The sequence below is a fragment of the Methanosarcina sp. MSH10X1 genome, assembly GCF_004099695.1.
GTDB lineage: Archaea > Halobacteriota > Methanosarcinia > Methanosarcinales > Methanosarcinaceae > Methanosarcina.
Genome location: NZ_SCHL01000004.1, coordinates 179351 through 203921, shown reverse-complemented (window position 1 = coordinate 203921; position 24571 = coordinate 179351). Strand labels below are relative to the sequence as shown.

Here is a 24571-nt window from a genome sequence, read left to right as displayed (position 1 = left end):
AGTCTTTAGCTCAAAGATAAAATTAATAAGAAATCAGTACTCTCCGGGGGCTCAATAACCCCCAGAGGATTCGATTATCTTCAAAAATTCAGTATTCTCTCGTGCCTGCCCATCCCGGATCCTTCATTTTTGCAAAGTCGGTTATGTCAGTGTTTTTCAGTTTCTCTCTCGGCAGGTTTCTGGGCAAGCTCATCCCATTTCCCATCGATTATGGCAGACGTTACATTCCCGTCTGAGACTGTGACTTCTATCCTGTGAGGAGTAATAACTTGAGTCACCATCTTGCCTGTACGGTTCCCATAACCTCCGTGCCTGCTTGTAGAAGTATAGGTCAGAATATGCTGTTCTGGAATCGACTCCAGAATCTCGTGGTTTTCCAGCTTCAGGTCGAAGCCGTCGAAACCGTACGTAGGAGCGCTTTTTATCCAGTTTTCCGCTATTTCTTCGGCTTCCTCAGGCGAAGTGGATACAGCATAGGCTCGAAGCTCGATCAGTGCCGAATCGATCTCCTGAAGGCCTTCAGGCATATATTCCGAATAATAAGGATCTACAATTACTGTTTTTGCTTTATTTTCCCCTGATAAGCTTATTTCCACTGTCCCGACATCCGCAACTACAGGTTGTCCTTCCTGTGGGGTGTAGCGGTCCTGCATCTCAAAAAATCCGTTTCTCTCAAACAGGTCTACAAGTTCTTCAAAATCAGTCTCATTAAAAGGTCTTTCATATACTTGCTTGAATTCCCCTTCTATACCCGATGTCGTAAATACGACATGCGTACCGTTTACAGTCAAGATCTGTAGCTGCATTTCTGGAAGCGTAAAAGCCCCATAGGTCTTGTGGGTTATTGTTATATTCTCTGAGGTTCCAGATTGTCCCTCAATACACCCGGCTGAAAAAATTAACAGAATTATAAGCATTACGGATACCAATTTACTAATCAAGATCCTCTCCTTCTCTACCCCTTTCAGGCATGCTGTCTTCAAATCTATAACTTAAATTGAGCCTTTAGTGTAATTGTGTCTTTATTTAATTTATTTTTTTGTTTAGGCTGGTATATTATCCGACTTATTATCCTTTTAATTTGTTTGATAACTCTTCCTTATTTGCTTTGCAAGCTTCTCTGGGTATTTTTTAAACATTCTTTACTTATTCCGAGTCTTTTTACTCCTTCCAAAGATTTTCTTAATTTATTCTCAGAGGCATAATTATTTAATTTCATGCCGTCAGTTATGCATCTAGATCATTTTTCAATTTCCTTTTAATGCCTCGATTCTTAAAATCCCCGTTTTAATAAAGTCTGCTTGAGGTAACTCTATGAAACGCAATACAAAAGAATGGAAAGAAAAAAGAGCCGAGTTTGTCAAAGGCAAAACCTGCGCATGGTGCGGGTCTTCCGATTCCCTCTGTGTTCATATTCCCAGAGGTTTTTCTCCGGCTCAGGTCAGTTCTGAAATCTACGGAGCTGCGTATTCCAGATTCAGGGAAGTTTACAGGCAGAAGTACCAGAAGTTCGATAACATCCCGACCGGCAAACATCGACATAAAAGTCACCCGAACTGGCATAAAGCCTCGACTATACATAAAGCCGAGCCTGATCATACTGACCTTGAGGAACAGTTTACCGAGGTGCTTCTTGAGGACCTGGGAGATGGCAACTTTAAAAAGCTTTATCATGAATGGCTTGAAGAAACCGGGATTAAAGCGTTGATTGAGGAAGAAACTAAAAAAGCAGAGGGAGAATGCGAGTCTCTGACAAATGCAGTTGTGCTTTGCAAACGCTGCCATTTTGCAAGCCTCAGGGGCATGAATCTCTGCCCCGTATGCAGGAAAAAATACAAGGCCGTAAACTATGAGACCTGTTTTGACTGCCTGCCTGACGAAATAAAAGCCGAATTTAGGGAAAGGCAAAACCGATAGGCTTTCGGAGAATCCGGAGTTCCCCTGTAAATTGTTCTTTTGAATCCTGTTTCGGGAAAACCCTTTTCAGAGAAGGGCCCAACCGCTTCCTCCACATGCCCTGCAGATTCCAATTTCAATACTTCCGGACCCGTTACAGAGAGGACATATTATTGCAGGTTGAGCGACGAGTACATCACCCTGTCCCATGCAAGCTTCACAAATTCTGCCATTAGCATGCCCGGTTCCACCACAAAGAGAGCACTTTTCCGGAGCATATTCGGTGTCTATATAGGTATGGAGCATCTTATCACCTTCGAAGGTAAGATTAGAGAAATATTGCCTGAAAAATCTTTTTGTATATATTTCCGGCTTTCTGGGTTAAAAGAGCTTTCAAAAAGATAAAAAGGAAAAGATTATAACTTAATTGCTGGCTTTTCCTCTCTTTCAGAACTAGCAGACTTTCCGATTTACATCGATAATATATTTTAAATTACGTTTAGTACGTTGCAAAGAGCTGATTCTCAAATCTAACTAAAGATTTTTCTCCGTAAATCCGTACTTTTTATCCCTCAGTTTCAGCAATCTCTTTTGCTGTATGAGAACCTTTCCTCCGAATTTCAGGCGGTTTTTCAGCTTGATACCTTCAGTCACAAAAGAAAAATTCTTGAAAAAAAATTTTCTTTTCTATTTCCTCTTTATAATATTTATCAATAACTTCCTACTTAATAACATAAAATATTACTTTTAATGATTCCGGTAGTTTTAAGTAACATCAAAAAAATAATATTAATTAGAGGGGAGGTTTCGGAGCTGTGTCTGGGGGTGCAGTCTTTGAGACGAATGTCTCCTGAAATGTAGGGAGTTTGAACTATGGCAAATAGGGATAATCCGGATTTTTTGTCAGCTGGTACGATCAAAGGGGATAAGGTCATCAGCAGTACAGGAGAGGACCTTGGGAAAATTGAAGAATTAATGATTGACATTCATAATGGAAGAATAGCATATGCTGCCCTTTCTTTTGGGGGATTCCTGGGCCTGGGCGATAAGCTCTTTGCTATTCCCTGGCAGGCTCTCAAAGCGAGGGTTCACGAGCATGCCTTTTTACTTGACATTCCTAAAGAAACCCTGGAAAAAGCTGAAGGTTTTGACAAAGACAACTGGCCTTTAAGCACGCATAAGGAGCTTTCCAGAACCTACACCTACTACGGGTACAGGCCTTACTGGCAACCTTCGGTGGCGGAACAAACCGGAGTACCCGGAGAGGCCAGATCTGAAAGGATGGCGCAGGCCGAAACTGTGAAAGGCAGGAGTAACATTGATTTTTTGTCAGCAAGCACAATAAAAGGGGATAAGGTCGTCAATAATGAAGGAGAAGATCTTGGGAAGATTCAAGAGCTGATGATTGACCTTGAGGATGGAAGAATAGCATATGCCGTTCTTTCTTTTGGCGGATTCCTGGGCCTGGGCAATAAACTTTTTGCTATTCCCTGGCAAGCTCTTTCCCCAAGAGCAGATGAACATATTCTTGTTCTTGGTGTTCCTAAGGAAACTCTCGAGAAAGCTGAGGGCTTTGATAAGGACAACTGGCCTGTAACCAACCGTGAATGGCTGTCCAATGTATACAGTTACTATGGATACCAGCCTTACTGGCAGACACAGAGAATAGAAAATCGACCGGGCAATATCTGAGCCTAACCGAGCGGACAGATATGGACATAAATTACTGGCAAATAGGGAGGTTGAAATTAATTTTACCGGGAGAGAAATTTGAAGCTGTTCTGGAGTTCAGGCTTTAAAATGCGTACCTCCGAATTTGGGGAGCTGGAAACTATGGCGGATAGGAATGATCCGGATTTTTTGTCCGAAGGTACCCTGAAAGGGAATAAGGTAGTCAATAAAACTGGGGAGAATATTGGAAAGATCGAAAAATTAATGATTGATCTTGCAAACGGAAGAATAGCATATGCAGTGTTTTCTTTTGGTGGAATTCTGGACAGGGGAGATAAGCTCTTTGCTATTCCCTGGCAGCCTCTTACAAAAGAAGTACGTGAGCATTCTTTCGTTCTTGATATCTCCAGGGAGGTTCTGGAAAAAGCCAAAGGTTTCGATAAGGACAGCTGGCCTTTAACTCGTGAGGAGCTCTCCGGCATATACACTTATTATGGACACTGGCCTTACTGGCAAACTGTAGTGGCAGAACAAACCTGGTTGCGTGGAGAGGCAGAATCTGAAAGAATGGCCCGAATGGGAAGAACAACAGGTCGGAAATATCCCGATTTTTTGCCGGCAGACACTATAAAAGGGCAAAAGATTGTCAGTATTGCTGGAGAGGATATTGGGAAGATTGAAGAGTTAGTAATCGATCTCCAGGCTGGAAGAGTAGCATATGCCGTACTTTCTCTTGAAGGATTTCCGGATGTGAGCGGCAAATTTTTTGCTATTCCCTGGCAGGCGCTTCAAGTAAAATTTCACGAACATGCCTTCATACTTAATATTCCTGAATTTACTCTGGAAAAAGCAGAAGGCTTTGACAAAGACAACTGGCCTGTGACTACCTTTGATTGGCTTTCTAAAGTGTACAGTTACTACGAATATGAGCCTTACTGGCAGACACCGAGATTATAATGTCAGCCAGTCAATACCCGGGCTTTAATCGGGCGGAGCTGATCAGGTATCAATCGCTGGCAGATCAAGACGCTGATATAAACTTAATCGGGGAAAAAATTCGAATCTGTACTTAGAATGCAGGCATTTTAGTAAACATTTGTAAAGTATAGGGGGTTAAAATTATGGCAAATAGAAGTAATCCAGACTTTTTGTCAGCAAGCACGTTAAAGGGGGATAAGGTCGTTAACGCAGCCGGAGACGACCTTGGAAAGATTGAAGAATTAATGATTGACCTTCGTGATGGAAGGTTAGCTTTTGCAGTACTTTCTTTCGGCGGATTCCTGGGTATGGGCAATAAACTTTTTGCTATTCCCTGGCAGGCTTTTAGAATGAAACTTCACGACCATGCCCTTGTCCTTGATGTTCCTAAAGAAACTCTTGAGAAAGCTGAGGGCTTTGATAAGGACAACTGGCCTGTAACTTCCCGTGAGTGGCTGACCACTGTATACAGTTACTATGGATACCAGCCTTACTGGCAGGCAGGAGTGGCTGCAGGAATGACTGAAGAGACCGAGTCACAGAGGATGGCCCGGACCACAGGGGAAAGAACATCGGGAGACCGGGAAAATCCGGATTTTCTGTCAGCAGGTACGCTAAAAGGGGATAAGATTGTCAGTACGGCTGGAGACGATATCGGGAAGGTTGAGGAATTTATGATCGATCTCCAGAATGGAAAAGTAGGATATGCCGTAATCTCACACGGTGGGTTCCTGGGCATTGGCAGCAAATACTTTGCTATTCCCTGGGATGCTCTCACATTGAGAGTGCATGAGCACGCTTTCGCTCTCAATGTATCTAAAGAGATTCTCGACAAAGCCGAGGGTTTTGATAAGGACAACTGGCCCTTAACCCGTGAGGAACTTTCCAGAACCTACTCCTACTATGGATACGAGCCTTACTGGCAGAAAGAAATGACGGTACCGGCAGCAGGAGCTGCAGCAGCAGGGGTTTCAGCAGCGGGAGTTTCAGCAGCAATGCCAACTGAGACCGAATCCGAAAGGGCTGCACGGATTGAAAGAGAAAGATCAATGCCGGTAGGACCGGAAGAAGAGAAAATAACGCAGCAGGAAAGAGAAAGGCTTGAAGAGTTAAGGAGGACACAGGAAGAAAAAGTTTCGGAGCTGGAAAGGCAGCGGATGGAGGCTGAGAAGCAGGCAGAGACTGAAAGAGATAGGCTGAGACGGCTGGAAACAGAGAGAATTGAGGCAGAAAGACAGGCACAGACAGAGAGACAGAAACTGGAACAGCTGGAAAGAGAGTTACAGGAAGCAAGAAGACAGGAGGAAAGAGAAAAGGTATCCCGGCTCGAAGAGGAATTGAGGTCAGTACAGACACAGGAAGGAGCCCGTCGAGACAGACTTACTCAACTGGAGAGAGAGTGTGCAGAAGCCCAGAAACAGGCTGAGACCGAGAGACAGAGATTGGCAGAGCTGGAAAGAGAACGTACTGAAGTAGAGAGGCAGGCTGAAGCCGAAAGAGAAAGATTTGCACAGTTTGAAAGAGAAAGGGCGGAAGCCGAAACAATGGTCCGGGCGAGAGGCGAAGAAGGTAGGGAGATGCCGGACTTCTTGTCCGCAAGTACGATAAAAACGGATAGAGTCATCAACACGGCTGGGGAAGATCTTGGAAGAATTGAAGAATTAATGATTGATCTCGAAAGCGGTAGAGTGGCATATGCCGTCATGTCTTTTGGCGGGTTCCTGGGCATGGCCGATAAACTCTTTGCTATCCCCTGGCAGGCTCTCTCCCCAAGACCGCATGAGCACGCCTTTGTTCTCAATATTAGCAAGGATGTCCTGGAAAGGGCAGAGGGCTTTGATAAGGACAACTGGCCTTTAACCCGTGAGCAGCTTTCCAGATCCTATACCTACTACGGATACGAGCCTTACTGGCAGAGGGGGGAAACGGCAGGAGTATTCAGAGAAACCGAACCACAGAGGACTACTACCCGTACTGAAAGAACAGGTACCCGTACTGAAAGAACAGGTTCCCTGGAAACGGCAGAGGAAGCAATGGCGCGGCAGGAGAAAGAAAGGTTAGAAAGTCTGGAAAAAACCGAGAGTGATGAGGAGAGACTGCAGAGGCTGGAAAGAGAAAAAGAAATTGCAACAAGACGGGAACGCAAATATCACTGAAGTGATAAATAGCAGGGGGTATGTTAAATGCCCCTCTGGATTATTTTTTATGTTTTACGAATTAGATTATTTTTTTCTGTCATGAGCTTTGCAAGCAAGGATTTTTTGATTTCTACCGCGTTACTGGGGCACAGTTCGCGGCAGCAGTAACATAAAATGCATTTCTCCTGATTGATTCTGTAACTACCGTCTTCGAGTTTTTCTATGGCATGAGGAGAACAGTTTAAATAGCAAGCTCCGCAGTGAGTGCACTTTCTCCTGTTGATCCTTGGATATATTTTATAGTATTTGCCCAGGGTACGGGTAAGAAAGGAGGGAGCTGTACTGACTCCTCCGCTGGATGGTTTGAATTTCATTTTGACTTCTTTTAATGGGGCTCCGACCACAACAGGGCACTGGTTTCCAAAGCCTTTTTTCATGGCTCCTGCAGTCGTGGGAATCCTTAGAGGTTCAAAACCTATCATTTCCGCAGCCACAATGTCAAGGGAAACACAATCCTGACTTGCCAGAATTACCCCGGAGTTTACGGGTTTCCCATGAGAGGGCCCGTTCCCTTCCATACCGACAACTCCGTCCATAACTGCAAAAGCGGGCCTGACAACTGAGTATATGTCGGCGACAGCTTCGCCAAAAAGGTCCCTTTTTCCAAGAAGGTGTGCCTCTTTCCGGCACCTCAGAGGGAGAACTCCGAAAAAATTTTTTACTGCGCCTGTGTAGTGGGTAAGCTCATGGGTTTTTAATTTCGGAAGAGATATCACAACATCGGCTTCAAGGACAGGATTTGCGACATATAGTTTGCGGAACTGCAGGGAATCAGGGACATCTACCAGGGTAAAGCCTGAGGTTTCGAAATTCACTACCTTTGCTCCGGCTTTTCTGGCAGCTTCTTCTATACCGGAAGTTTTCAGGGCTTTTGAGGTGGCTCCCGGTCTTGAGATCCCGGCTCCGTCCCCTACTATGGGTTTCCCTCCTGCCTGAATTACAAATTCGCACATTGACGCTACAACCGATGGGTGGGTGGTCACTGCACTTTCCGGATAACTGGCTGCGAGGATATTCGGTTTCAGAAGTACGCGGTCGCCTGGCTGGATTATCTTCTCAAGGCCTCCGAGCAGTTCAAGAGCCTCTGCTACAGCTTTTTTTGTGTCGGAGTAATCAGGGCAGCGTACTATGGATACTCGATTCACGGCTGGAAAATAAACGGGTTTATTATTGAATTTCTTTCCGGTCCCAATTAATTGATTCTCTTCCCGGGCTCTCGCCCGACTTTCATCGGCTTTATTAATTTTCAACGGTTTTTGATACCTATCCTGGAATCTATTTCTTCAGCTATGCTTTCAAGCTCATCGAAGATCCTTTCTGAGTCCTTCCGCATCTCTTTTACTGCAGCTTTCAGGCTGCCTCCACGGAGGTATATCAGGCGTTTTTTTCTGTAAAGAAGACCCGAATCGTTAAGATTCCTGAGATGATGGTTTACCCTTGATATTTTTATTTCAAGGTCGTCAGCAAGGGCTTCTGAGGAAGTTATCTCAGCATTTGAGAGTTTGTCAAGCAGGCTAAAAATTATCCTTGTCGAGGTATTTTCCGTGTCCCTGCCCGAAGAAAAACCGAAGCTATTGCATAACCATAGAAGATCCTCTTCCAGACTTTTGATATGAGGTTTTTCAAGGTGTCTGAGGGTTATCTGTTGAACCATCAGTGTATATTTTACAATTCCTAATATATATAGTTTATTTACATTTTATCGTGATCATTTCAATTTTTTGAGGATCGTATTTATTTTTCCGGCAATTTTTAAATATGAGTTCTGCATTATATGCAGATAGTTGAGCGGACGAGCGCTCAATATCTTGACCAATCCCATACTGACTCATAGCTACCATTTAATGTTCAGCTAATATGGGGTCACTTACGTATAAGGAGGAAAAATAAAGTGATTATAAGACCTATTGGCGAACGAGTGCTGCTCAAGCACCAGAAGAAAGAAGAAGTTACAAAAGGCGGGATCTATATCCCGGAATCTGCACGGCAGGAGAAAAAGGAGGGAATTGTTATTGCAGTGGGAACGTTTGAAGATGGAAAGGAACTTCCCCTGAAGAAAGGTGACCGTGTGATCTATGGGGGATACCAGTCAGATGAAATTGAAATCGACGATGAAAAATACATTTTTGTCGACTTCAAGGATATTCTGGCGACAGTTATGGAAGAATAATGCTTGATGGGGCAGATTCTGAGAACGAAGTGCAAGAGTATATTCGAATCTGTGCAGGAAAGCTAAGGGTAAATTAAATTTGATTCAGGAAAAATTTGATTTTAATCCAGGTGAATACGGATGGCTTCAAAGCAGATAATGTTTGACGAAAGTGCAAGAAAGGCACTTTTAAACGGTGTGGACAAAGTTGCAAATACCGTCAAGATAACTCTCGGGCCTAAAGGGCGGTATGTTGTGCTGGATAAAAGTACAAAACCTGTAGTTACAAACGACGGGGTAACCATTGCAAAAGAGATTGAACTTCACGACAAGTTTGAAAATATGGGGGCTAAACTTGTTAAAGAAGTCGCTTCCAAAACCCAGGATAACACCGGAGATGGAACAACTACTGCCACTCTGCTTGCCCAGAGCATGATCCGGGAAGGACTGAAAAATATCAGTGCAGGAGCAAGCCCGATAGATGTAAAGAAAGGCATAGAAATCGCAACAGAAAAAGTCGTCGGCTATCTCAAGAGCAAAAGCGTTGAAGTGAAAGGCAAGGAGAAAGTCGTACAGGTAGCGACGATTTCTGCAAATAATGATGATGAGATAGGCAATTTAATTGCCGATGCAATGGAGAGAGTTGGCTATAACGGGGTAATCACGGTTGAGGATTCCAAAACAATGGAAACAAGTCTCGATGTTGTGGAAGGCATGCAGTTCGACCGGGGCTTTGTTTCGCCTTATATGGCAACAGATACCGAAAAAATGATCTGCGAGTTTGATGATCCTTATGTCCTGATCACGGACAAGAAAATCAACAGCATGAAGCAGATTGTTCCTGTTCTTGAAAAAGTAGCTTCCGAAGGACGTTCCCTCCTTATTATTGCTGATGATGTCGATGGGGATGCCCAGGCAGCCCTGATCCTGAATATAATTCGCGGAGCCCTCAGGGTCTGTGCTGTCAAAGCTCCAGGGTTCGGTAATGAGAGAAAGGAGATGCTTGAGGACATCGCTGTGCTGACCGGCGGGCAGGTAATCAGTGAAGATAAAGGCATGAAGCTTGAGGAATTCGACGATTATATGCTTGGAAGTGCCAGGAAAATCACAGTCGACAACCATAAAACTATTATTGTGGAAGGCAGGGGTGACAAGGCAAAGATTGATGAGAGGGTCAAACTCATCGAAACTCAAGTTAACATCGCAGATACGGATTACAGGAAGACTGAACTCAAAAAGCGCCAGGCAAAGTTAGGAGGAGGGGTCGCGGTAATCAAGGTGGGGGCTGCAACCGAAACCGAGCTGAAAGAGAAAAAGATGAGAATTGACGATGCCCTCAATGCAACAAAAGCTGCAGTTGAAGAAGGAGTGGTAACCGGAGGTGGGGTAAGCCTGTTCCGCGCAGCTTCTATTCTCGATTCCCTTAAGCTCGAAGGCGACAGGGAAGTGGGTGTAAAAATAGTCCAGAGAGCTATTGAGGAACCTGTACGCCAGATCGCTACAAATGCAGGCAGAGAAGGCGCTGAAGTTGTTGCAACTATCAAGGCTGAAGCCAGCGAGCTCTTCGGGTACAACGCAAAGAAAGATACCTTTGAAGACCTGTTCGAAGCAGGCGTCATCGATCCTACTAAAGTGGTCAGAAGCGGCCTCCAGAACGCTGCCTCAATTGCAGGAATGGTACTTACGACCGAAGCCCTTGTAACTGACTTTGATGAAGAAAAAGATGAAAGAGGAGCCACAATCATAATCTGATCTAATTATTTTTTCCCTTTCTTTTTTCTTTTCTTTTTTCTTCTCTTTTTTCTTCTCTTTTTTCTTCTCTTTTTTCTTCTCTTTTTTCTTCTCTTTTTTCTTTTTTCTTCTCTTTCCTTTTTCTCTGTTTTACCCTGACTTTTTCAGCTTATACTCCCCGGACTCCTTTTATTTCATTTATACGTAATATATTTCTAATATCATACTTTATCAATAGTGACTACAATTTGTGGCCCTATCGTATTACTTCTGTATGTTTGGCCTGTATATCTTAGCCCGGTTCGTAAGAAATTTTTCTACTGAAAAGGTGAAAATAAGCATGTTAGAAGTTTACTGTGACGCTTCCTTTAACGAAGGTGAGAACTCTTATATCGGCTGTACGGTACTCCGGGACGGTGAGCAGATTCACCAATCTACAACAAAGGTTCCCGATGTCCCAAAAAGTAATCTTGATTGTGAACTTTCAGCTCTTGATTTCGCTGTAACTCTGACCGGAATTTTTTCCAAAGGCGACCTGGATATTACCATTTACAATGATTCTACTGAAGCTGTGAAAATTTTCCAGAAGGAAAAGCAGGAAATCGAAAAGAAGCTTTCCGGGCTAAGCATTAACTTTGAGTATATACCACGCGAAAAAGTGAATCAGGCAATTGCGGACAGCCTGTCTAAAAAATTCCCGGTGTTTTTCCTTAATATTCCCACCTGCGAAGTGGAGTCTTTTTCTCGGAGAGAGGATATTCTATCCGATATTGCCCGAAAAGGGAACAATATTCTTTATCTGGGGAAAGTCGAAGAAAAATCCACGAATAAAAAAACCTGTTACAGGCTGATTATACGTACAATTGACAAAATCCTCTCGGATGACCGGCTTTATCTTATAAAAAAAGGAGGACCTGGCACCCAGGTAAAAGCCGCAGAGGAAATAAGAAAAGACCTCTCTGACCCGCTGGTACTCTCTTCGCTGGAGGCAAAAGGTGTCAGGCTTGAAGATTCTTACTTTCTGCTGACGGACGAGACCTGGGGGCTTCGGAGTACGGATAATCAGACCTGCTCCATTCTTCCGGGCTCATTCCGTCACAGGATTATCTGCGATGAAGTGGACCGTTCTCCTCAAAACCTCTTAAAAAGAGCTGAACGTTTCAGGTAATCTTTATCTTACGGGATCTTTTGCGCCATAAGTTACCTCAGAAAATTCTAAGCCACCACAGCGAGGTACGATTAAAAAATTTAACTGAACAGATTCAGTTAAAAACACCCGATTAAAAAGATTCAGTAAGATCACTGGTAAAGTTAATTAAATATTCTTAATCTTATTTAAAAACGGTGCATTCAACCCAATAACCCAAATTCAGGCTCTGAAACCCATGAAATCCACGAATTACAAGTTACAGATCTTGCTTACGATTTTCATCAGTTGCTTGCTGCTAGGGAATCTCCTGGGAAATAAGCTAATTGAGATCTTCGGCATCGTAACCTCAGTAGGATTTTTAGGGTATCCTCCGACTTTCCTGATTACGGACATAGTAGAAGAAGTTAAGGGAAAAGAGACTACAAGGATTTTTGTGCATGCCGGTTTTCTGTCGCTCTGTATTGCGTTTATCTTTGTATCTTTATGTACAGGTCTTACCCCTGCTTTAATATATCAGGATAATGAGGCTTATACCAGGATTTTTTCAAGTTCCCTGCGCATCATCGTAGCGAGTATGGCAGCTTTTCTTATAAGCCAGCACCATGATATCTGGGCTTTCAATTTCTGGAAGCGGAAAACGAACGGCAGGCACCTCTGGCTCAGAAATAACCTTTCAACAATCATTTCTCAATTGATTGATTCAACTGTGTTTATGTTTGTCGCTTTTTATCGGGTGACCCCGGAGCTTAATGCCGCTACCGTTATACAGATGATTTTACCTCTCTGGATCCTTAAAATCGGTTTCGCTCTCCTTGATACCCCCTTTGTATATCTTGGAGTCAGGTGGCTTGCCTCCAAAAACGAGAACAGCATTTCCGACTCCGAAAGAAGTCCAGGATCCAGCCCAGAATCCGTTGAGCTACAAGCCTTTTCAAAAAAGGCTTGACCGCAAGCCTTTTGAGAAAAGGCTTGAGCGAAAACCTTTTGAGAAAAGGCTTTATCGCAAACTTTTTCTAAAAAAGTTTGACAAAAACTAATGCTTTATCTAAACCGGTGTAACCGGAGCGTTATCGACCGGCGCAACGCAAGCCTTTTTTTTGAAAAAGTTTGTGGTAACTGATGCTTATGGGTATTATTTATGAGTATTCCGACCTATATACATAGGGGGTGCGAAATTACGGTAAAATATCCTGAGAATGAGATGCGGCAGGGTGCTGGAAAGGATTATGAAGGAGAGGCTGAAGCAAACGTCGGGGAATCAAGAAAATCCGATGAAGAAGAGGCTCATTCCGGGGCTTCATCCGATGATAGCTGTATGTCCTGTCTCGATATGCCTGAAGAGCAGCGCAAAACTTTTATTCTGGAAATCCAGCAGGCGGCAGAAAAAATACTTACAGCCCACGGAGTCCTGAATGAGGTTGCTGATCTTTTAAAGAGTGAGTGGTTTCTCAAACTTCAGAAATCCGGGTTTGAGAAGAAACTGGTTCTTGCAAAGTACGGGGAAGAAATTTTCATAGGGCTTTACACTTATTCGGACGAGGTACCTGTTCCTGACCCTAACCTGGTCTTGCTCTCGCAGAATGGGTTCTGGTACCCTCAGAGAATCGAGGAAAAATTTGAGGAAACGGTTTCATCTTTCTTTACGGGGGCATATGGAGACTATGATTTCCTTAATATCATTCCCGAAAATGTTGAAAAATTCCAGGCTTTTCAGCGGGATTTTGCAAAAACGCTTGAGAGTCAGGGCTGGGATAGCCAGGATGTAGAGATTTTAGAAAAAGTTATGCCGAGAAATTAAGCTGCCTATGGAACTTGTTTCATATCAAGAATTAATTTTCTCGTTGTGTTTTCGCAGGACTTATCTTTTTTCACTGCGCCATCTCAGAAATTAACTTTTTTCTTTTTGTTCTCTCAATTATGATTGGGATTTTTCCCACAGAATATTTAAATCTTGAAAGCATACGCAGTTTCAGGTATAGCTTCAGCGGCTTACTTGCTTTTACTTCAGCCCCTTTCACGATAATTGATTTTCAGAAGGTCTTTTATGTTTTCGATAAACTCCGAATGCATCTTATCACAAAAATCTGAAGATATTCCTCCTTTCTATGTGATGGAAGTGCTGGAAAGTGCCCAGGCTCTGGAAGCTGAGGGAAGACACATAATCCATCTCGAGGTTGGAGAACCTGATTTCCCTACGGCTCCTCATATCTGTGAAGCCGCTTGTGCTGCTATTTATCGCGGGTCTACAAAATACACTCACAGCCAGGGTCTCCTTTCGCTCAGGGAATCAATAGTTGAGTCTTACCACCAGAAGTTCGGAGTCGACCTGAATCCGGATCAGATTATTGTAACCTCGGGCACAAGCCCGGCTCTCCTAATGGTTTTTATGGCGCTGCTTGAGAAAATGGATGAAGTAATAATGTCAAATCCTCATTATGCCTGTTATCCTAATTTTGTTAAATACCTTGGCGGGACTCCTGTTTTTGTCTACACGAATGAAACAAACGGGTTCGCCCTCGAACCGGAAACCGTAAGGCAGTGCCTGAGCCCGAACACCAAAGCCATCCTGATCAACAGTCCTTCAAACCCTGGCGGACACGTTATGCCCCCGGAAAGTTTGCAGGGGCTTGCTGAGATCGCCGACGAAAAAGGAATTCCTATTGTTTCGGATGAGATCTACCAGGGTCTGATCTATGGCGGGGACGACCATACCATTCTAGAGTACACGAAAAACGCCTTTGTCCTGAACGGCTTTTCAAAACTCTATGCAATGACCGGCTGGAGGCTCGGTTATATTATCTGCCCTCCTGAGTGCGTCCGTGCAATCCAGAAAATCCACCAGAACTTTTTCATTTGTGCCAACTCTTTTGTCCAGGAGGCAGCAATTACAGCCCTTAAAGGCCCACAGGAACACGTTGCTAAGATGGTCCAGACCTACAATACGCGCCGCCAGTATATGTTGAAAAGGCTCATCGGAATGGGACTTGACGTCCGTAAAGAGCCTATGGGAGCTTTTTACGTCCTTGCCGACGCCCGCAAATATGGCAGCGACTCTCTGGAACTGAGCCGCCGTATCCTCAACGAGGCTGGCGTTGCAGTTACCCCGGGAATCGATTTCGGGAACGGGGCAGAGGGCTATCTGCGTTTCTCCTACGCCAACAACATTGAGAATATAAAAGAAGGTATGGACAGGCTGGAAGCCTTTTTAGAAAAAGAACTCGAAGGATGAAAATTTTTATAACCAGGTTCATAATCGCATTATGATACAGTTCCTTTTCTTCTTTTTCCAGTTTTCAGACTTTGTTTATAAAGCTTTCATACTTTGTTTAGATTCCTTTAAGCCGTCTTCCGATATGCTCTTAAAACCCTGAAAGGCTGCTCTGAATCTTGCCGTTTTTTTCCGGGCAGAAAAGCCCTGTTATCATCCAGGTTCCATACGTGAAATGCGTACCCATGATAAAGTAAAGTTCTTTTTCTTTTATGAGGTCGGAAAAATGCTCTTTTACCTTCTTTTCCACTGCTGCGGGTTTGTGCACGTCCCTTATAATGTTCCGGACGGTCTCATTGAATTCCCAATCGAACAGGATTACTTTATGTCCCCTGCAAGCCTTTTCCCCCTCGCACCTGAAATAAAATCTGATCTCAACTGGCATTCTGGCGGTTTTTTCCCCTTTTTCCAGAAAGTCTCCCATGAGGTTGAAATACTGCTGCCGGTCATAAGCCTCAGTACTGTTCACCCTTATCTCGATATTCTGGATTTCCGGCTTTATCACTCCAAGGCTTGCTCCCTCGATATTCAGCCTTTCTATAGATGTTACGAGCGGCAGGATAAGCTCTTTTATTTCCCTTTCCCTCAGGGATTTTCCCAGGTTTGTATGGCTGAGGACTTTCCTGCTTTCCCATCTGATGTCGTGCTCGGGTTTTGTAACCGTAACCTCAAGCATGTCATTCTTCCTGAAATCAACCAGCCCTTCCCCGTACCTGAATCCCAGAGGATAGAGCCTTAATAATTCTCTATGTTTATTGATACCGATTACTCCGACGGCATGTCCTTCCCAATCTTTTTTACTTTTCTCAGGGGTGGCTCTGACAAGGACAGCTATTTCTTCTTTTTCGCGTCTCAAAATAGAAACCTCGGTTATATTGAGCAGGCTTGAGCAGGTAGAAGAAGATTGGGTTTGAAGGTTATTAACCATTGGGGAAGTTGCCTGAAAGTATTACTTCTTAAAACTCTTCATGCTTGTAAGTATTAAAAAGTTCGACTTCGTAATCTACTTCAATAGATCTTAAAATATTAAAATATTAATAAAATATTAATAAAATATTAAAATATTAAAAGAGTATGCGCAGAGCAGGAACGTTAGAGAGAATATAGAATATATAGAGAAAAAGTATTAAAACGGTAAATACAGGAAAGTAAAATTAAATTAAAAAACGTGGGGCTGGTGAGATTCGAACTCACGATCGACGGGTATCTCCGAACAACTGCTTTTACAGTCTTCTGGTGAGCATCTATCAGTGCTCCAACGGTTCCTCATTATCCTGCCCCGTCGGGAAAGATTCGGTAGACCCGTTGTTCATCATTTATCCGCTGGAGCCCATCGCCATGCCGGGCTAGGCCACAGCCCCTTAACAAGGATACTCAAATGTGTTTTCTATTTTAAATAGTTAACGGCAGGAAAAAGGTTTCACATGCCGAAATATTAAGAGAAGCGCCCAGGGCAAGATTCGAACCTGCGCTCTCCCAAAGAAGAAACGGTTTTCGAGACCGTCGCCTTACCGCTAGACTACCTGGGCACTCCGGTTTAAAGTGAGAAGATTTTCGGGCACTGTCCACGCTTTTAGTTCACCGTATTTCAGATGCAGGGTTAGTGAATATACTTTCTTTCATATATATTTTGTCATCAGCGGGAACGATACCTTAAAAATCGGGAGGTGATACCTCAAAAATCGAAAAGTGAACTCTGGCCTGCATCTTCCGGTTCTTTATCATCAGGTTCTTTATTCTCCGACTCTTCTTTCCCGGCTTCGGCAGTTTCTTTCCGGGGCTTTTTATCGATTTTTTTGCCGGACTTGCTTCCTTTCCCGGGTTTCAGTTTCTCAAGGTCTGCAAGTGAAAGCTGTCCATTGCGGATTTCTACCTCTTTCAGGTTTTCAGGCAGCTCAACCCAGCCGTACTGGCCTCCGCCACCCGGGTGGATTATTACATTGCCTTTCCTGAAGGCGAGGATCGCGTTTACAATCCGGTCGTTGCCCACAATTTTCAGATCCTCCGGTTCGGAATAAATAAGCGCATTGATTTCGTTTCCGAAGCGTTCTATCAATTTATTCCAGGCGGTTTGCACACCTTTTGTCTGGACGCTTGCATGCCCGAGCGCCATCTGGATAATCTCGGCAAGAGGAATCAGGTGAAGGTAAGGGGGGCGGTGGTCAGGGTGCTTCGGCTCTTTAAAATCTGCAAGTTCATTGATGCGGTCGAAAACCCCTTTCTTTACAACGCCTCCGCAGATCGGGCAGCGCCATTTATTCTCAACGGCTTCGGGCAGCGCATACTGGGTAAAACACTTGATGCAGGCTGACCGGTTGTACTTGCCCTCTTCGGGAAAAAACCCTACATTCAGAGTAGCCCCGTACCCCTGCTCCCTGAGGATAGCTTTCTTCAAACCCTCAAAGGTAAGCTCAGGCACATCAAATTGCGTAAACTCCCTTGCCAGTTTATTGGTCGAAGGGGAGTGGGCGTCGGAATTCGAAAGAAAAGTCAGGCGGTGTAGTTCCTCTATCCTGTCGGCATAATCATTGTCCGCACTCAGGCCAAGCTCTAAAAAAGAGATATAATCCGTCATATCCCCGTAGCAGCTTTTCAGGCTGTCATGATACCCGTAAAGCGCTGTCCACGGAGTAAAGGCGTGGCAGGGGCCTATAAGTGCTCCAAGGTCTTTTGCGATTTCCGCAATTTCACTGCCGTCCAGCCTGATATTCGGGCGACCGTCAGCCTCAAGATTGCCAAAAGGAGCAATGCGTTCAGCCAGTTCCTCAGCTTTCGAAATCGAAGGTAAAATCAGAAGGTGATGTACGCGCTTATTGTCTTCGATTTCCGTAGTAGGGATAAAATAAATCTCATCTATGCGGATCTCTTCATCCGAAACAGCAACCTGTTTGATCTCTTCAAGCCACTTAGGATGAGTGCAATCTGCAGTACCGATCAATTCCATTCCTTTTTTTGAAGCCTCTCTGGCAATTGTCGGCAATTCCATTCTCCTGGAAGACGCCATAGAGTACTTTGAATGGAGATGGAGGTCTGTATTGACTTTCATTTCCTTCCCTTTACCGGGAGCTCTAATTCTTGCGCTCGTTTTTAATAATTCAGTGCGCTATTATCCTATATAGCGCAGGTCCTCTTCGGATGGTTTTACTTCCTGGATAGCTTGTTGCTCTTCTTTTTCCTTGAGTTTTTCCAGGATATTCTCCATTTCCTCGGCTTTCTTCTCAAGCGACTCGGTATTTACATCAATCCCGAACATTTTGCAGATTACCTTCAGAAGGGACTGGGCACTTTTAGGGTCCATAAGGTATCCCGGAGTCATGCCCATGAGACAGGCAGCATCAATACCCCTCATCTTGCTGAAAGCCACAAGCAGGCCCGACGCTCCAACAATTCCTCCGCTGGGTTCGGATTCCCTGAATTCTACTCCATATGTTTTGATTTCTTCAATCAATCTCGTGTCATTGGCGACCCCAAGGACGGTTTCCTCATAGGTAAGTTTGCCTGTCGGATATCCTCCTAGCGTGTAAATCCTCGGTACTCCAAATTCTTCTGCAATGTCAAGGTAGAGAGAACAGAGCTCGTAATGCCCCTGTGAGGTTGTGCTCTGATGGTCTCCTACAAGGAAGAGTACATCATTCTCTTTCGCTTTTCCGAGGAATATAGCATTACTTACCGGACGGACTGTACAGTCTTTGTTTACCAGAACCTGAGGTGGAAAATGCGGAGAATAAACCTCCATAATCTTTTCGGCCCCAAGTTCGTCTACCAGATGCTCTGCCACTAGCTTGCCTACGAGTCCTACTCCTGGAAGTCCGACTACAAGTGTGGGTTTTTTAAGCTCAAGATTTTCTTTCAGGCGGACAAGTGTACTCTGCTGCATAACAATTCCTTATCCTTTCTTTGCCATTCTGCGGTACCTGCCGTAAGGGTCCTGAGGAGAAAAGCGGGCAGGATGTAAGGGAAAAGCCTTTCCCCCGCAAACCTGACAAATTTCCCTTAAAGTGTACCTGCCGCAATTTTTGCATTTGCGGATCTTTTGTCCCAAAGGGTATCACGCCTTTGCTGATTCGATGTGCCGCTTGAAAGTCCCGTGCCCGCCAAGCTTGGCAATGGTATCGACTGCGGTCTGGGCGGATTTTTTAAGGACTGATTCGGCCTTCTTATAATCCGGGGCAATTACTTTAATCCGGTATCTCGGAGCCCCTGTGTAACTTACTTCGAGCCTGACATCTTTTCCATCAACATCACTGATAGAATTTGCAGCGCTGAGTGCCTGTTTTATGACCTCTATACCATTTGGGAGGTTACAGGTCAGATCTACATAGCCTGCAATGTCGACAAAAGGCAGTTTGATATTTTCCCCTGCTATTTTGACTATGCTCTTTAAGTATTTCTTATTGACTTTGATTCCTTTGAAAGCTTTCTCTCCTTCGATAGCAGCTTCTTCAAAGGCAGAATATGCACTTCCAAACTCTTCTACGAGTTTTTCATGCAAGGTTTTCAGGTTATCCTCGTCGGTTTTCGTCTCTTCAGCCACGAACTGGAGCCATTTGGCGGCTTTTTGCTCATTTTTCCATTCCTGGATTTTAGCGCGCCGCTGATGCTCGTTTACGTCCTTCAGTGAAAGGTCTATGTGGCCGCGGGAAGGGTCCACGTTAAGAACCTTGCAGACTATCTTCTGCCCTTCCCTTACGTAGTCCCTGACGTACTTGACCCAGCCTGCTTTAATTTCGGAGATATGGATAAAACCTTCCCTACCTCCGAACTCCTCAAGCTCGACATAGGCTCCGAAATCCGTCACATTCTTTACAGTACAGACAACGAACTCTCCGACTTCGGGCCAGTTATCGTTTCCCATTCGCACCACTTCTCAAATTTTGTTTATTTATTGCTTTTACTCTAATCCGGTAAAGTGCTTTAACCGATACGGTTATTCGAGCACTTCGAGGATGTGAGTGGTAATTGTTGATTTGCCACCGGTTGGTTCGGCAAGGGTCCTTCCACAGACAACGCAGGTAATTTTACGGCTGGCGCTTCCGAATATGATCTGTTCGTTTTCGCAGTCGTTGCACTTTACGCGCAGGAACCTGCTTTTTGGCCTCTGGATATAGTCTACCATTTTATCTTACTCCTTGAACTCGAACTTCTTTGCCCTGAAACAGGGTCTCTGGTGAGCTTTCTTGCATACTGTGCAGCGGTATCTGAGCCAGATGCGTTTTGTGGGCTTGTCGCCACCGGGCACCTTGGAGAACTTTCCGCTGTTTCCTATACCCTGCTGTCTCTTCTTCTGTCTTGCAATGTGAGTCATGGATGAAGCCTGACCCTTCTTGACCCTTTCAGCAACAACTTCTTGATGGGTTTTACAGTAAGGGCAGTAAGTCCTGAACCTCTTTGGAATCTTCATTCTTTACACCTTTTTAATGATTATTGGTACTGCAACTTGCCTTCTCCGGCTTTTGCGGAAAGGCAATATCTCGAATATAGAATATGCGTGGAATATTCGCATGAAATTATACGTATGGCGTTACGTATGGCGTTTTGATCCTGGGAAGATCTTATTTGGGAAGCCTTTTATTGGATGAACTTGAAATTTCTAAAATATTTTTTAAACTTTTATTTAGTTTAATTCATCCCGAAGGGGAAAATACACTACTGTTGTGCATGCCATAAGATTAAGCTACACAGATGCTACACAAATATAGCTACACATATAAATACTCATAGTATCATGGCAGGCTCTCCTGCCTCAACTTAAAGTCTTCAGCACTTAAAACTAGCTGCCTTCTTTTTTCCAGGCTAAAATACGCTGTGAAGCTTAGGCAATTAATTTTTTCCGGGGAATAAATTTTTTCCGGAATTTTCCTGTCCGGCAATCAGTTTTGCTGCGTTTCGCTTTACCAGCCCTGTAGCATTGAGCTGAGGCAAAACAACGACTTCTTCGGCACTGACTGTATAGTTCCTGCCGTCTGCACCTGTGAAGGTGGGAAGATCCTTCAATATTCGGACAACAACGTATTCATCGTTTATATTGTTTTTGTCCGGCTTTGATCCTGTCTCTCCTCTGGCTACAACAGAAGGAATCCCAATTCTAGCTTCCGTCTCCCCCCGCATGCCTTCAGGAATAGCCTGCTTTTCCACTCCGATTCCGGGCCAGACTGGAATATTCTCAGAATCCGGGTACAGAATAGGACCTAAGAGTTCGGTTTTTGCGGCTTCAATTCCCTTGAGTACAAGGTCGTAAAGTCTTTTTTCCGCAGGAAGCAGTTTCTCAATATCCTTTGAAATAGGTTTATCCGCATGAGACTGGATTGTTGCCCTGGTAATAACCTTTCCTATCCTTTTCATGAAGATGGTCTCAAGGTCCGAAAGCGCTCTTTCGTGCTCGTCATGAAGCATCTTGGACTCAGGAGAACGGGAATTGTTGACTTTCCCTATCTCTTTCTCAAGATCCCGGATATATTTCTCAGCCTCCAGGTAAAAATCAGCCGGGATTGTCTTTAATGTCTGGTTCTTTTCTTTATATAGAACCTGGCTGATTTCTTCTATGTCCATACTCCGCTACACCTCTGCAAATTAAATAAATTGCCGCATATTCAGGAACTTCCTGTTTACCTTCTTCTACCGTTAAATCCCTGCCCTTTAACTGCACCGAAAAAGGCTTTGAGACCGTTACCTTTACCGGTCTTTCACCAAAGATAACGGCATCGTTAAGCGGTTCAAACTTCTCTAACTCGGATAAAGCAAGTTTCTTAACCAGCATCCCTGACCCGCCATGCAGTGAGCCTGGCACCCGTATCAAGCGTTTAATGTCCGCAGTCACGGGCTCGTCAACACTGGCCCCGAATCTCTGAAGAAAATCCTCAACAGATTCCTTCATAAAATAGGCAGCAATATCCTTAAAGTTTCTGACATCAAAGTCAAGCCTTCCTTTCTTGAGAATATCACTTAAGCCATTTTCGCTATTTGTAAGATTTATCAACTTTTTTATGGTGGTGTCCCCGACCTTTTCGTACCTGCGAAGCTCGGGAAACATATCTTTCTTATACTTTTTTCTACACTCGGCTTTCATGTAGTCCGTCAGATAGAGGGCAATCCTCTTCCCCCAGCCTGAGTCATATCCTACAAGCGTGCATTTCACGGGCACGCTTTTCATACCCTTGAATGTCTTTGAGCCTGCCCCGAATTCCCCATCCATAGCAACTTCCCTGAAAAAGTATTTGAAATCGAGATCTTTACCACTGATATAATTTACAATTTCCCTTCTTTCAGCACTCCCAAGTGCCAGGACTTTCGGGCTCATGATGTGGAAATGGTATCCTCTCCCTCCGGAAAACACCAGCTCGATTTCCTGCTCCGAAAATCCGAAGTCATCTAAAAGAAAATCCATGAGCTTGAAAGTTTCCTTTTTTACAAGCTCAAGCATATCGGCATAGTTCCGCGGGGCATTCGGCAGGTGGTCGGCATCAAGGTCAAAAATCAATTCTGCCCCGAGCCAGTTTTTCTCATTCATCTTCCTGGCATCAGGATACTCGTAATACGCAGTAGAATTATAAACATGCGCAGGAGCCATGCCGTAAAGATAGTCAAAAGCCTCTCCTGGCGAGCCGAAGGCCTTGTGCCTGTGCATCATCTTATCAGGCATATCGTCATAGAAGATAAAAGCCCATTCTCTGTTAGGCAGATGGTCGGGAAGACCTATCTCGGCATTTTTATAATAATTCTGAAAGCGGGTTTTCAAAAAACGGGCGGTTCGACTGTCCATGGTTTTAGGGCTTCTGAGGTTTTGGATCTTGGTAGGGATCTGATCAAAGATCTATCAGGGCTCTGATCAGGGTTTGGTTTAGGGACCTGATAACGATTTAATTTGGGGGTTCTCATTAGTCCTGATCTAAGGGTTTTGATCAGGATTCAATTTATGGATTCTGACCAGGGTTTTATAGTGACTTTGACCAGGGGTTTTGATTAAGTTTTTGGTTTAGGATTTTGGTTGGGTTCTCCTAAGATAAACCAATCTCATATTTTACTTTTGGTTATGCGTGTTTTTTTAAAAAGGTTTAACAGTAATTTGGGGCGCAGACAACCCTTTTTATTACAATGGAATGCATAGCGATTTTTCGATTAAGCTATCTTATGGCAGTAAGGTTTAATTCTAACATTAACAACAATAAATGCAGCAGGATTAACAGAATCTGGCAATATAAGCCCGGACAAAACGGCTAAACAAAAGTTGAAAATGATAGCTGTCAAATGATAATTGACAAGCATAAACTGACCTTTTACAGATGTAACTGACGAATAAAAACCATATAACTGACGAATAAAAACCATATAACTGGCGAATAAAAACCGGTAAATTAACAGGAGATTTTACGGAGTGGGGATTGTGGGAAGCAAATCCAGCATTAAGAGTTACATTAATACAGTTCGATGCTACCTGAAGAAAGAGGAAACCCAGGAAACATCGGTTTTTGCACCGGCTGATAATCCAGGTAACACTGAAATCTTTACCAGCCCTTCTACAGGTATACAATTTGTATTGATCCCTGCAGGGGAGTTCGAGATGGGGGCACCTTCCGAGGAGAAAGACAGGTCCGATTCCGAGTCTCCGATCCATAAAGTAACAATTCAGAACTCTTTTTACCTGGGCAGGTCAGCTGTCACACAAAAGCAGTGGAAAAAGATAATGGAAAACAATCCTTCACACTTTAAGGGTGAAGACCGCCCGGTTGAGATGATTTCCTGGGGAGACACCCAGCAGTTTATCGCGAGGCTAAACGAATTGGAAGGAACCGATAAGTACCGCTTACCCTCGGAAGCCGAATGGGAGTACGCCTGCCGGGCAGGCACACAAACCAGGTGTTTCCTTGGTGAGGATGGGTCAAAACTCGATGAATATGCCTGGCATATTGAGAATTCAGGCGGTAAAACTCACGCAGCTGGTCTCAAGAAACCAAATCCCTGGGGGCTTTACGATATGCATGGGAATGTCTGGGAATGGGTACAGGATAAGTGGCATGAAAATTACACTGGGGCTCCTCCCGATGGTACTGCATGGGAAGAGGGAAATAGCTCCAATCGGGTCTCCCGTGGGTGTAGCTGGCTCTGCAATACCGGTTTCTGCCGTTCCGCTGGCCGCTTCAAGCGCGAACCTGAGAGTTGTTTCGCCAATCTCGGGTTTAGGCTTTTGAGGGAACTTTGATTCTTTTCCGTCTACCCCTGTACCGTGATTTTCTCTCTGGAAAGCTGCATAGAAGTTGCGGGATAAGACAGGTTAAAGACAATATTTCCGGCTACCTCGGTCCAATCAATTTTTCTTTTCCCGTATCCTTTCAAAATTTATCTAATACTGTCGCCATAAATTAGCTCTCCTGATCAGAACCGTTGTGCTGCGACCGTTGCGCCGGTCGATCACGCCGATAGCGACGTTTTCGATAAAGCATAAGTTTTCGCTCAAGCCTTTTTGTAAAAGGCTTGCGATCAAGGATTTTTGTAAAAGGCTTGCGTTTCGCCGGTTTATCACGCCCCGGCTAAGC

24 protein-coding genes and 2 tRNA genes are annotated in these 24571 nt (G+C 44.2%); 11 read left to right on the top strand and 15 right to left on the bottom strand.

Features of this window, described 5'->3' with window-relative positions:
- Positions 1-146: 146 nt before the first annotated feature.
- On the bottom strand, positions 147-941 hold the full coding sequence (locus EQO05_RS05420) for a hypothetical protein (protein WP_128504487.1): 795 nt from the start codon (positions 939-941) through the stop codon (positions 147-149).
- Between the two features lie 373 nt (positions 942-1314).
- Here EQO05_RS05420 and EQO05_RS05415 point away from each other — a divergent pair, with 373 nt between their 5' ends.
- Positions 1315-1917 (top strand): hypothetical protein, encoded by a 603-nt coding sequence (locus EQO05_RS05415; RefSeq protein ID WP_128504485.1) that lies wholly within the window; start codon positions 1315-1317, stop codon positions 1915-1917.
- Between the two features lie 66 nt (positions 1918-1983).
- Here EQO05_RS05415 and EQO05_RS05410 read toward each other — a convergent pair whose 3' ends face one another.
- Complete coding sequence (locus EQO05_RS05410; protein WP_128504483.1) at positions 1984-2202, bottom strand: transcriptional regulator; 219 nt, start codon at positions 2200-2202, stop codon at positions 1984-1986.
- Positions 2203-2769: 567 nt separating this feature from the next.
- Between EQO05_RS05410 and EQO05_RS05405 the strand changes: the two genes are divergently transcribed.
- The 3 genes from EQO05_RS05405 to EQO05_RS05395 all read left to right on the top strand — a co-directional run bounded on the left by EQO05_RS05405 (position 2770) and on the right by EQO05_RS05395 (position 6701).
- Complete coding sequence (locus tag EQO05_RS05405; protein WP_128504481.1) at positions 2770-3588, top strand: PRC-barrel domain-containing protein; 819 nt, start codon at positions 2770-2772, stop codon at positions 3586-3588.
- 108 nt (positions 3589-3696) lie between these two features.
- Positions 3697-4524, top strand: a complete 828-nt coding sequence (locus EQO05_RS05400) for a PRC-barrel domain-containing protein (RefSeq protein ID WP_240664341.1) — start codon at positions 3697-3699, stop codon at positions 4522-4524.
- Between the two features lie 164 nt (positions 4525-4688).
- The gene (locus EQO05_RS05395; RefSeq protein ID WP_128504479.1) at positions 4689-6701 is read left to right on the top strand and encodes a PRC-barrel domain-containing protein; all 2013 of its coding nucleotides are present in this window, start codon (positions 4689-4691) and stop codon (positions 6699-6701) included.
- Between the two features lie 47 nt (positions 6702-6748).
- On the opposite strand, the gene EQO05_RS05390 is transcribed toward EQO05_RS05395, so the two are convergent.
- Positions 6749-7888, bottom strand: a complete 1140-nt coding sequence (locus EQO05_RS05390; protein ID WP_128504590.1) for a DUF362 domain-containing protein — start codon at positions 7886-7888, stop codon at positions 6749-6751.
- 101 nt (positions 7889-7989) lie between these two features.
- Positions 7990-8397 (bottom strand): ArsR family transcriptional regulator, encoded by a 408-nt coding sequence (locus tag EQO05_RS05385; protein WP_128504477.1) that lies wholly within the window; start codon positions 8395-8397, stop codon positions 7990-7992.
- A 237-nt stretch (positions 8398-8634) separates the two neighbouring features.
- Here EQO05_RS05385 and groES point away from each other — a divergent pair, with 237 nt between their 5' ends.
- The 6 genes from groES (at position 8635) to EQO05_RS05355 (ending at position 15002) form a co-directional block, all read left to right on the top strand.
- On the top strand, positions 8635-8913 hold the full coding sequence (gene groES / locus EQO05_RS05380) for a co-chaperone GroES (protein WP_128504475.1): 279 nt from the start codon (positions 8635-8637) through the stop codon (positions 8911-8913).
- Between the two features lie 120 nt (positions 8914-9033).
- Positions 9034-10644 carry a chaperonin GroEL gene (gene groL, locus EQO05_RS05375; protein WP_128504473.1) on the top strand — a complete coding sequence of 537 codons (1611 nt, stop codon included), beginning with the start codon at positions 9034-9036 and terminating at the stop codon, positions 10642-10644.
- A gap of 319 nt (positions 10645-10963) precedes the next feature.
- A complete protein-coding gene (locus EQO05_RS05370; protein WP_128504471.1) occupies positions 10964-11791 on the top strand; it encodes a hypothetical protein in 828 nt (275 codons plus the stop codon).
- Positions 11792-12008: 217 nt separating this feature from the next.
- Positions 12009-12719: a queuosine precursor transporter gene (locus tag EQO05_RS05365; RefSeq protein WP_128504470.1), complete on the top strand. Its 711-nt coding sequence runs from the start codon at positions 12009-12011 to the stop codon at positions 12717-12719.
- Positions 12720-12911: 192 nt separating this feature from the next.
- Positions 12912-13571 (top strand): hypothetical protein, encoded by a 660-nt coding sequence (locus EQO05_RS05360; RefSeq protein ID WP_128504468.1) that lies wholly within the window; start codon positions 12912-12914, stop codon positions 13569-13571.
- Positions 13572-13817: 246 nt separating this feature from the next.
- On the top strand, positions 13818-15002 hold the full coding sequence (locus EQO05_RS05355; RefSeq protein WP_128504466.1) for a pyridoxal phosphate-dependent aminotransferase: 1185 nt from the start codon (positions 13818-13820) through the stop codon (positions 15000-15002).
- 130 nt (positions 15003-15132) lie between these two features.
- Here EQO05_RS05355 and EQO05_RS05350 read toward each other — a convergent pair whose 3' ends face one another.
- The 11 genes from EQO05_RS05350 to priS all read right to left on the bottom strand — a co-directional run bounded on the left by EQO05_RS05350 (position 15133) and on the right by priS (position 22800).
- Positions 15133-15897 carry a hypothetical protein gene (locus tag EQO05_RS05350; protein WP_128504588.1) on the bottom strand — a complete coding sequence of 255 codons (765 nt, stop codon included), beginning with the start codon at positions 15895-15897 and terminating at the stop codon, positions 15133-15135.
- A gap of 313 nt (positions 15898-16210) precedes the next feature.
- Positions 16211-16402: transfer RNA gene (locus EQO05_RS15445), tRNA-Trp, on the bottom strand.
- Between the two features lie 84 nt (positions 16403-16486).
- Positions 16487-16570 (bottom strand) — tRNA-Ser (locus EQO05_RS05345).
- A 146-nt stretch (positions 16571-16716) separates the two neighbouring features.
- Positions 16717-18087 carry a TIGR00375 family protein gene (locus EQO05_RS05340; protein WP_128504465.1) on the bottom strand — a complete coding sequence of 457 codons (1371 nt, stop codon included), beginning with the start codon at positions 18085-18087 and terminating at the stop codon, positions 16717-16719.
- 60 nt (positions 18088-18147) lie between these two features.
- Positions 18148-18918, bottom strand: coding sequence for a proteasome assembly chaperone family protein (locus EQO05_RS05335; protein ID WP_128504463.1), 771 nt, complete (start codon positions 18916-18918; stop codon positions 18148-18150).
- A 9-nt stretch (positions 18919-18927) separates the two neighbouring features.
- Positions 18928-19083, bottom strand: a complete 156-nt coding sequence (locus tag EQO05_RS05330) for an RNA-protein complex protein Nop10 (protein ID WP_128504461.1) — start codon at positions 19081-19083, stop codon at positions 18928-18930.
- A 6-nt stretch (positions 19084-19089) separates the two neighbouring features.
- Positions 19090-19896: a translation initiation factor IF-2 subunit alpha gene (locus tag EQO05_RS05325; protein ID WP_128504459.1), complete on the bottom strand. Its 807-nt coding sequence runs from the start codon at positions 19894-19896 to the stop codon at positions 19090-19092.
- Positions 19897-19968: 72 nt separating this feature from the next.
- Positions 19969-20157: a 30S ribosomal protein S27e gene (locus EQO05_RS05320; protein ID WP_011306561.1), complete on the bottom strand. Its 189-nt coding sequence runs from the start codon at positions 20155-20157 to the stop codon at positions 19969-19971.
- 6 nt (positions 20158-20163) lie between these two features.
- Positions 20164-20442, bottom strand: a complete 279-nt coding sequence (locus tag EQO05_RS05315; protein ID WP_128504457.1) for a 50S ribosomal protein L44e — start codon at positions 20440-20442, stop codon at positions 20164-20166.
- Between the two features lie 419 nt (positions 20443-20861).
- Positions 20862-21590, bottom strand: coding sequence for a DNA replication complex GINS family protein (locus tag EQO05_RS05310; RefSeq protein ID WP_128504456.1), 729 nt, complete (start codon positions 21588-21590; stop codon positions 20862-20864).
- The gene (priS, locus tag EQO05_RS05305) at positions 21556-22800 is read right to left on the bottom strand and encodes a DNA primase catalytic subunit PriS (protein ID WP_128504454.1); all 1245 of its coding nucleotides are present in this window, start codon (positions 22798-22800) and stop codon (positions 21556-21558) included. Before priS ends, EQO05_RS05310 begins: the two co-directional genes overlap by 35 nt.
- A gap of 612 nt (positions 22801-23412) precedes the next feature.
- Here priS and EQO05_RS05300 point away from each other — a divergent pair.
- The gene (locus EQO05_RS05300) at positions 23413-24237 is read left to right on the top strand and encodes a formylglycine-generating enzyme family protein (protein ID WP_240664340.1); all 825 of its coding nucleotides are present in this window, start codon (positions 23413-23415) and stop codon (positions 24235-24237) included.
- Positions 24238-24571 lie beyond the last annotated feature (334 nt).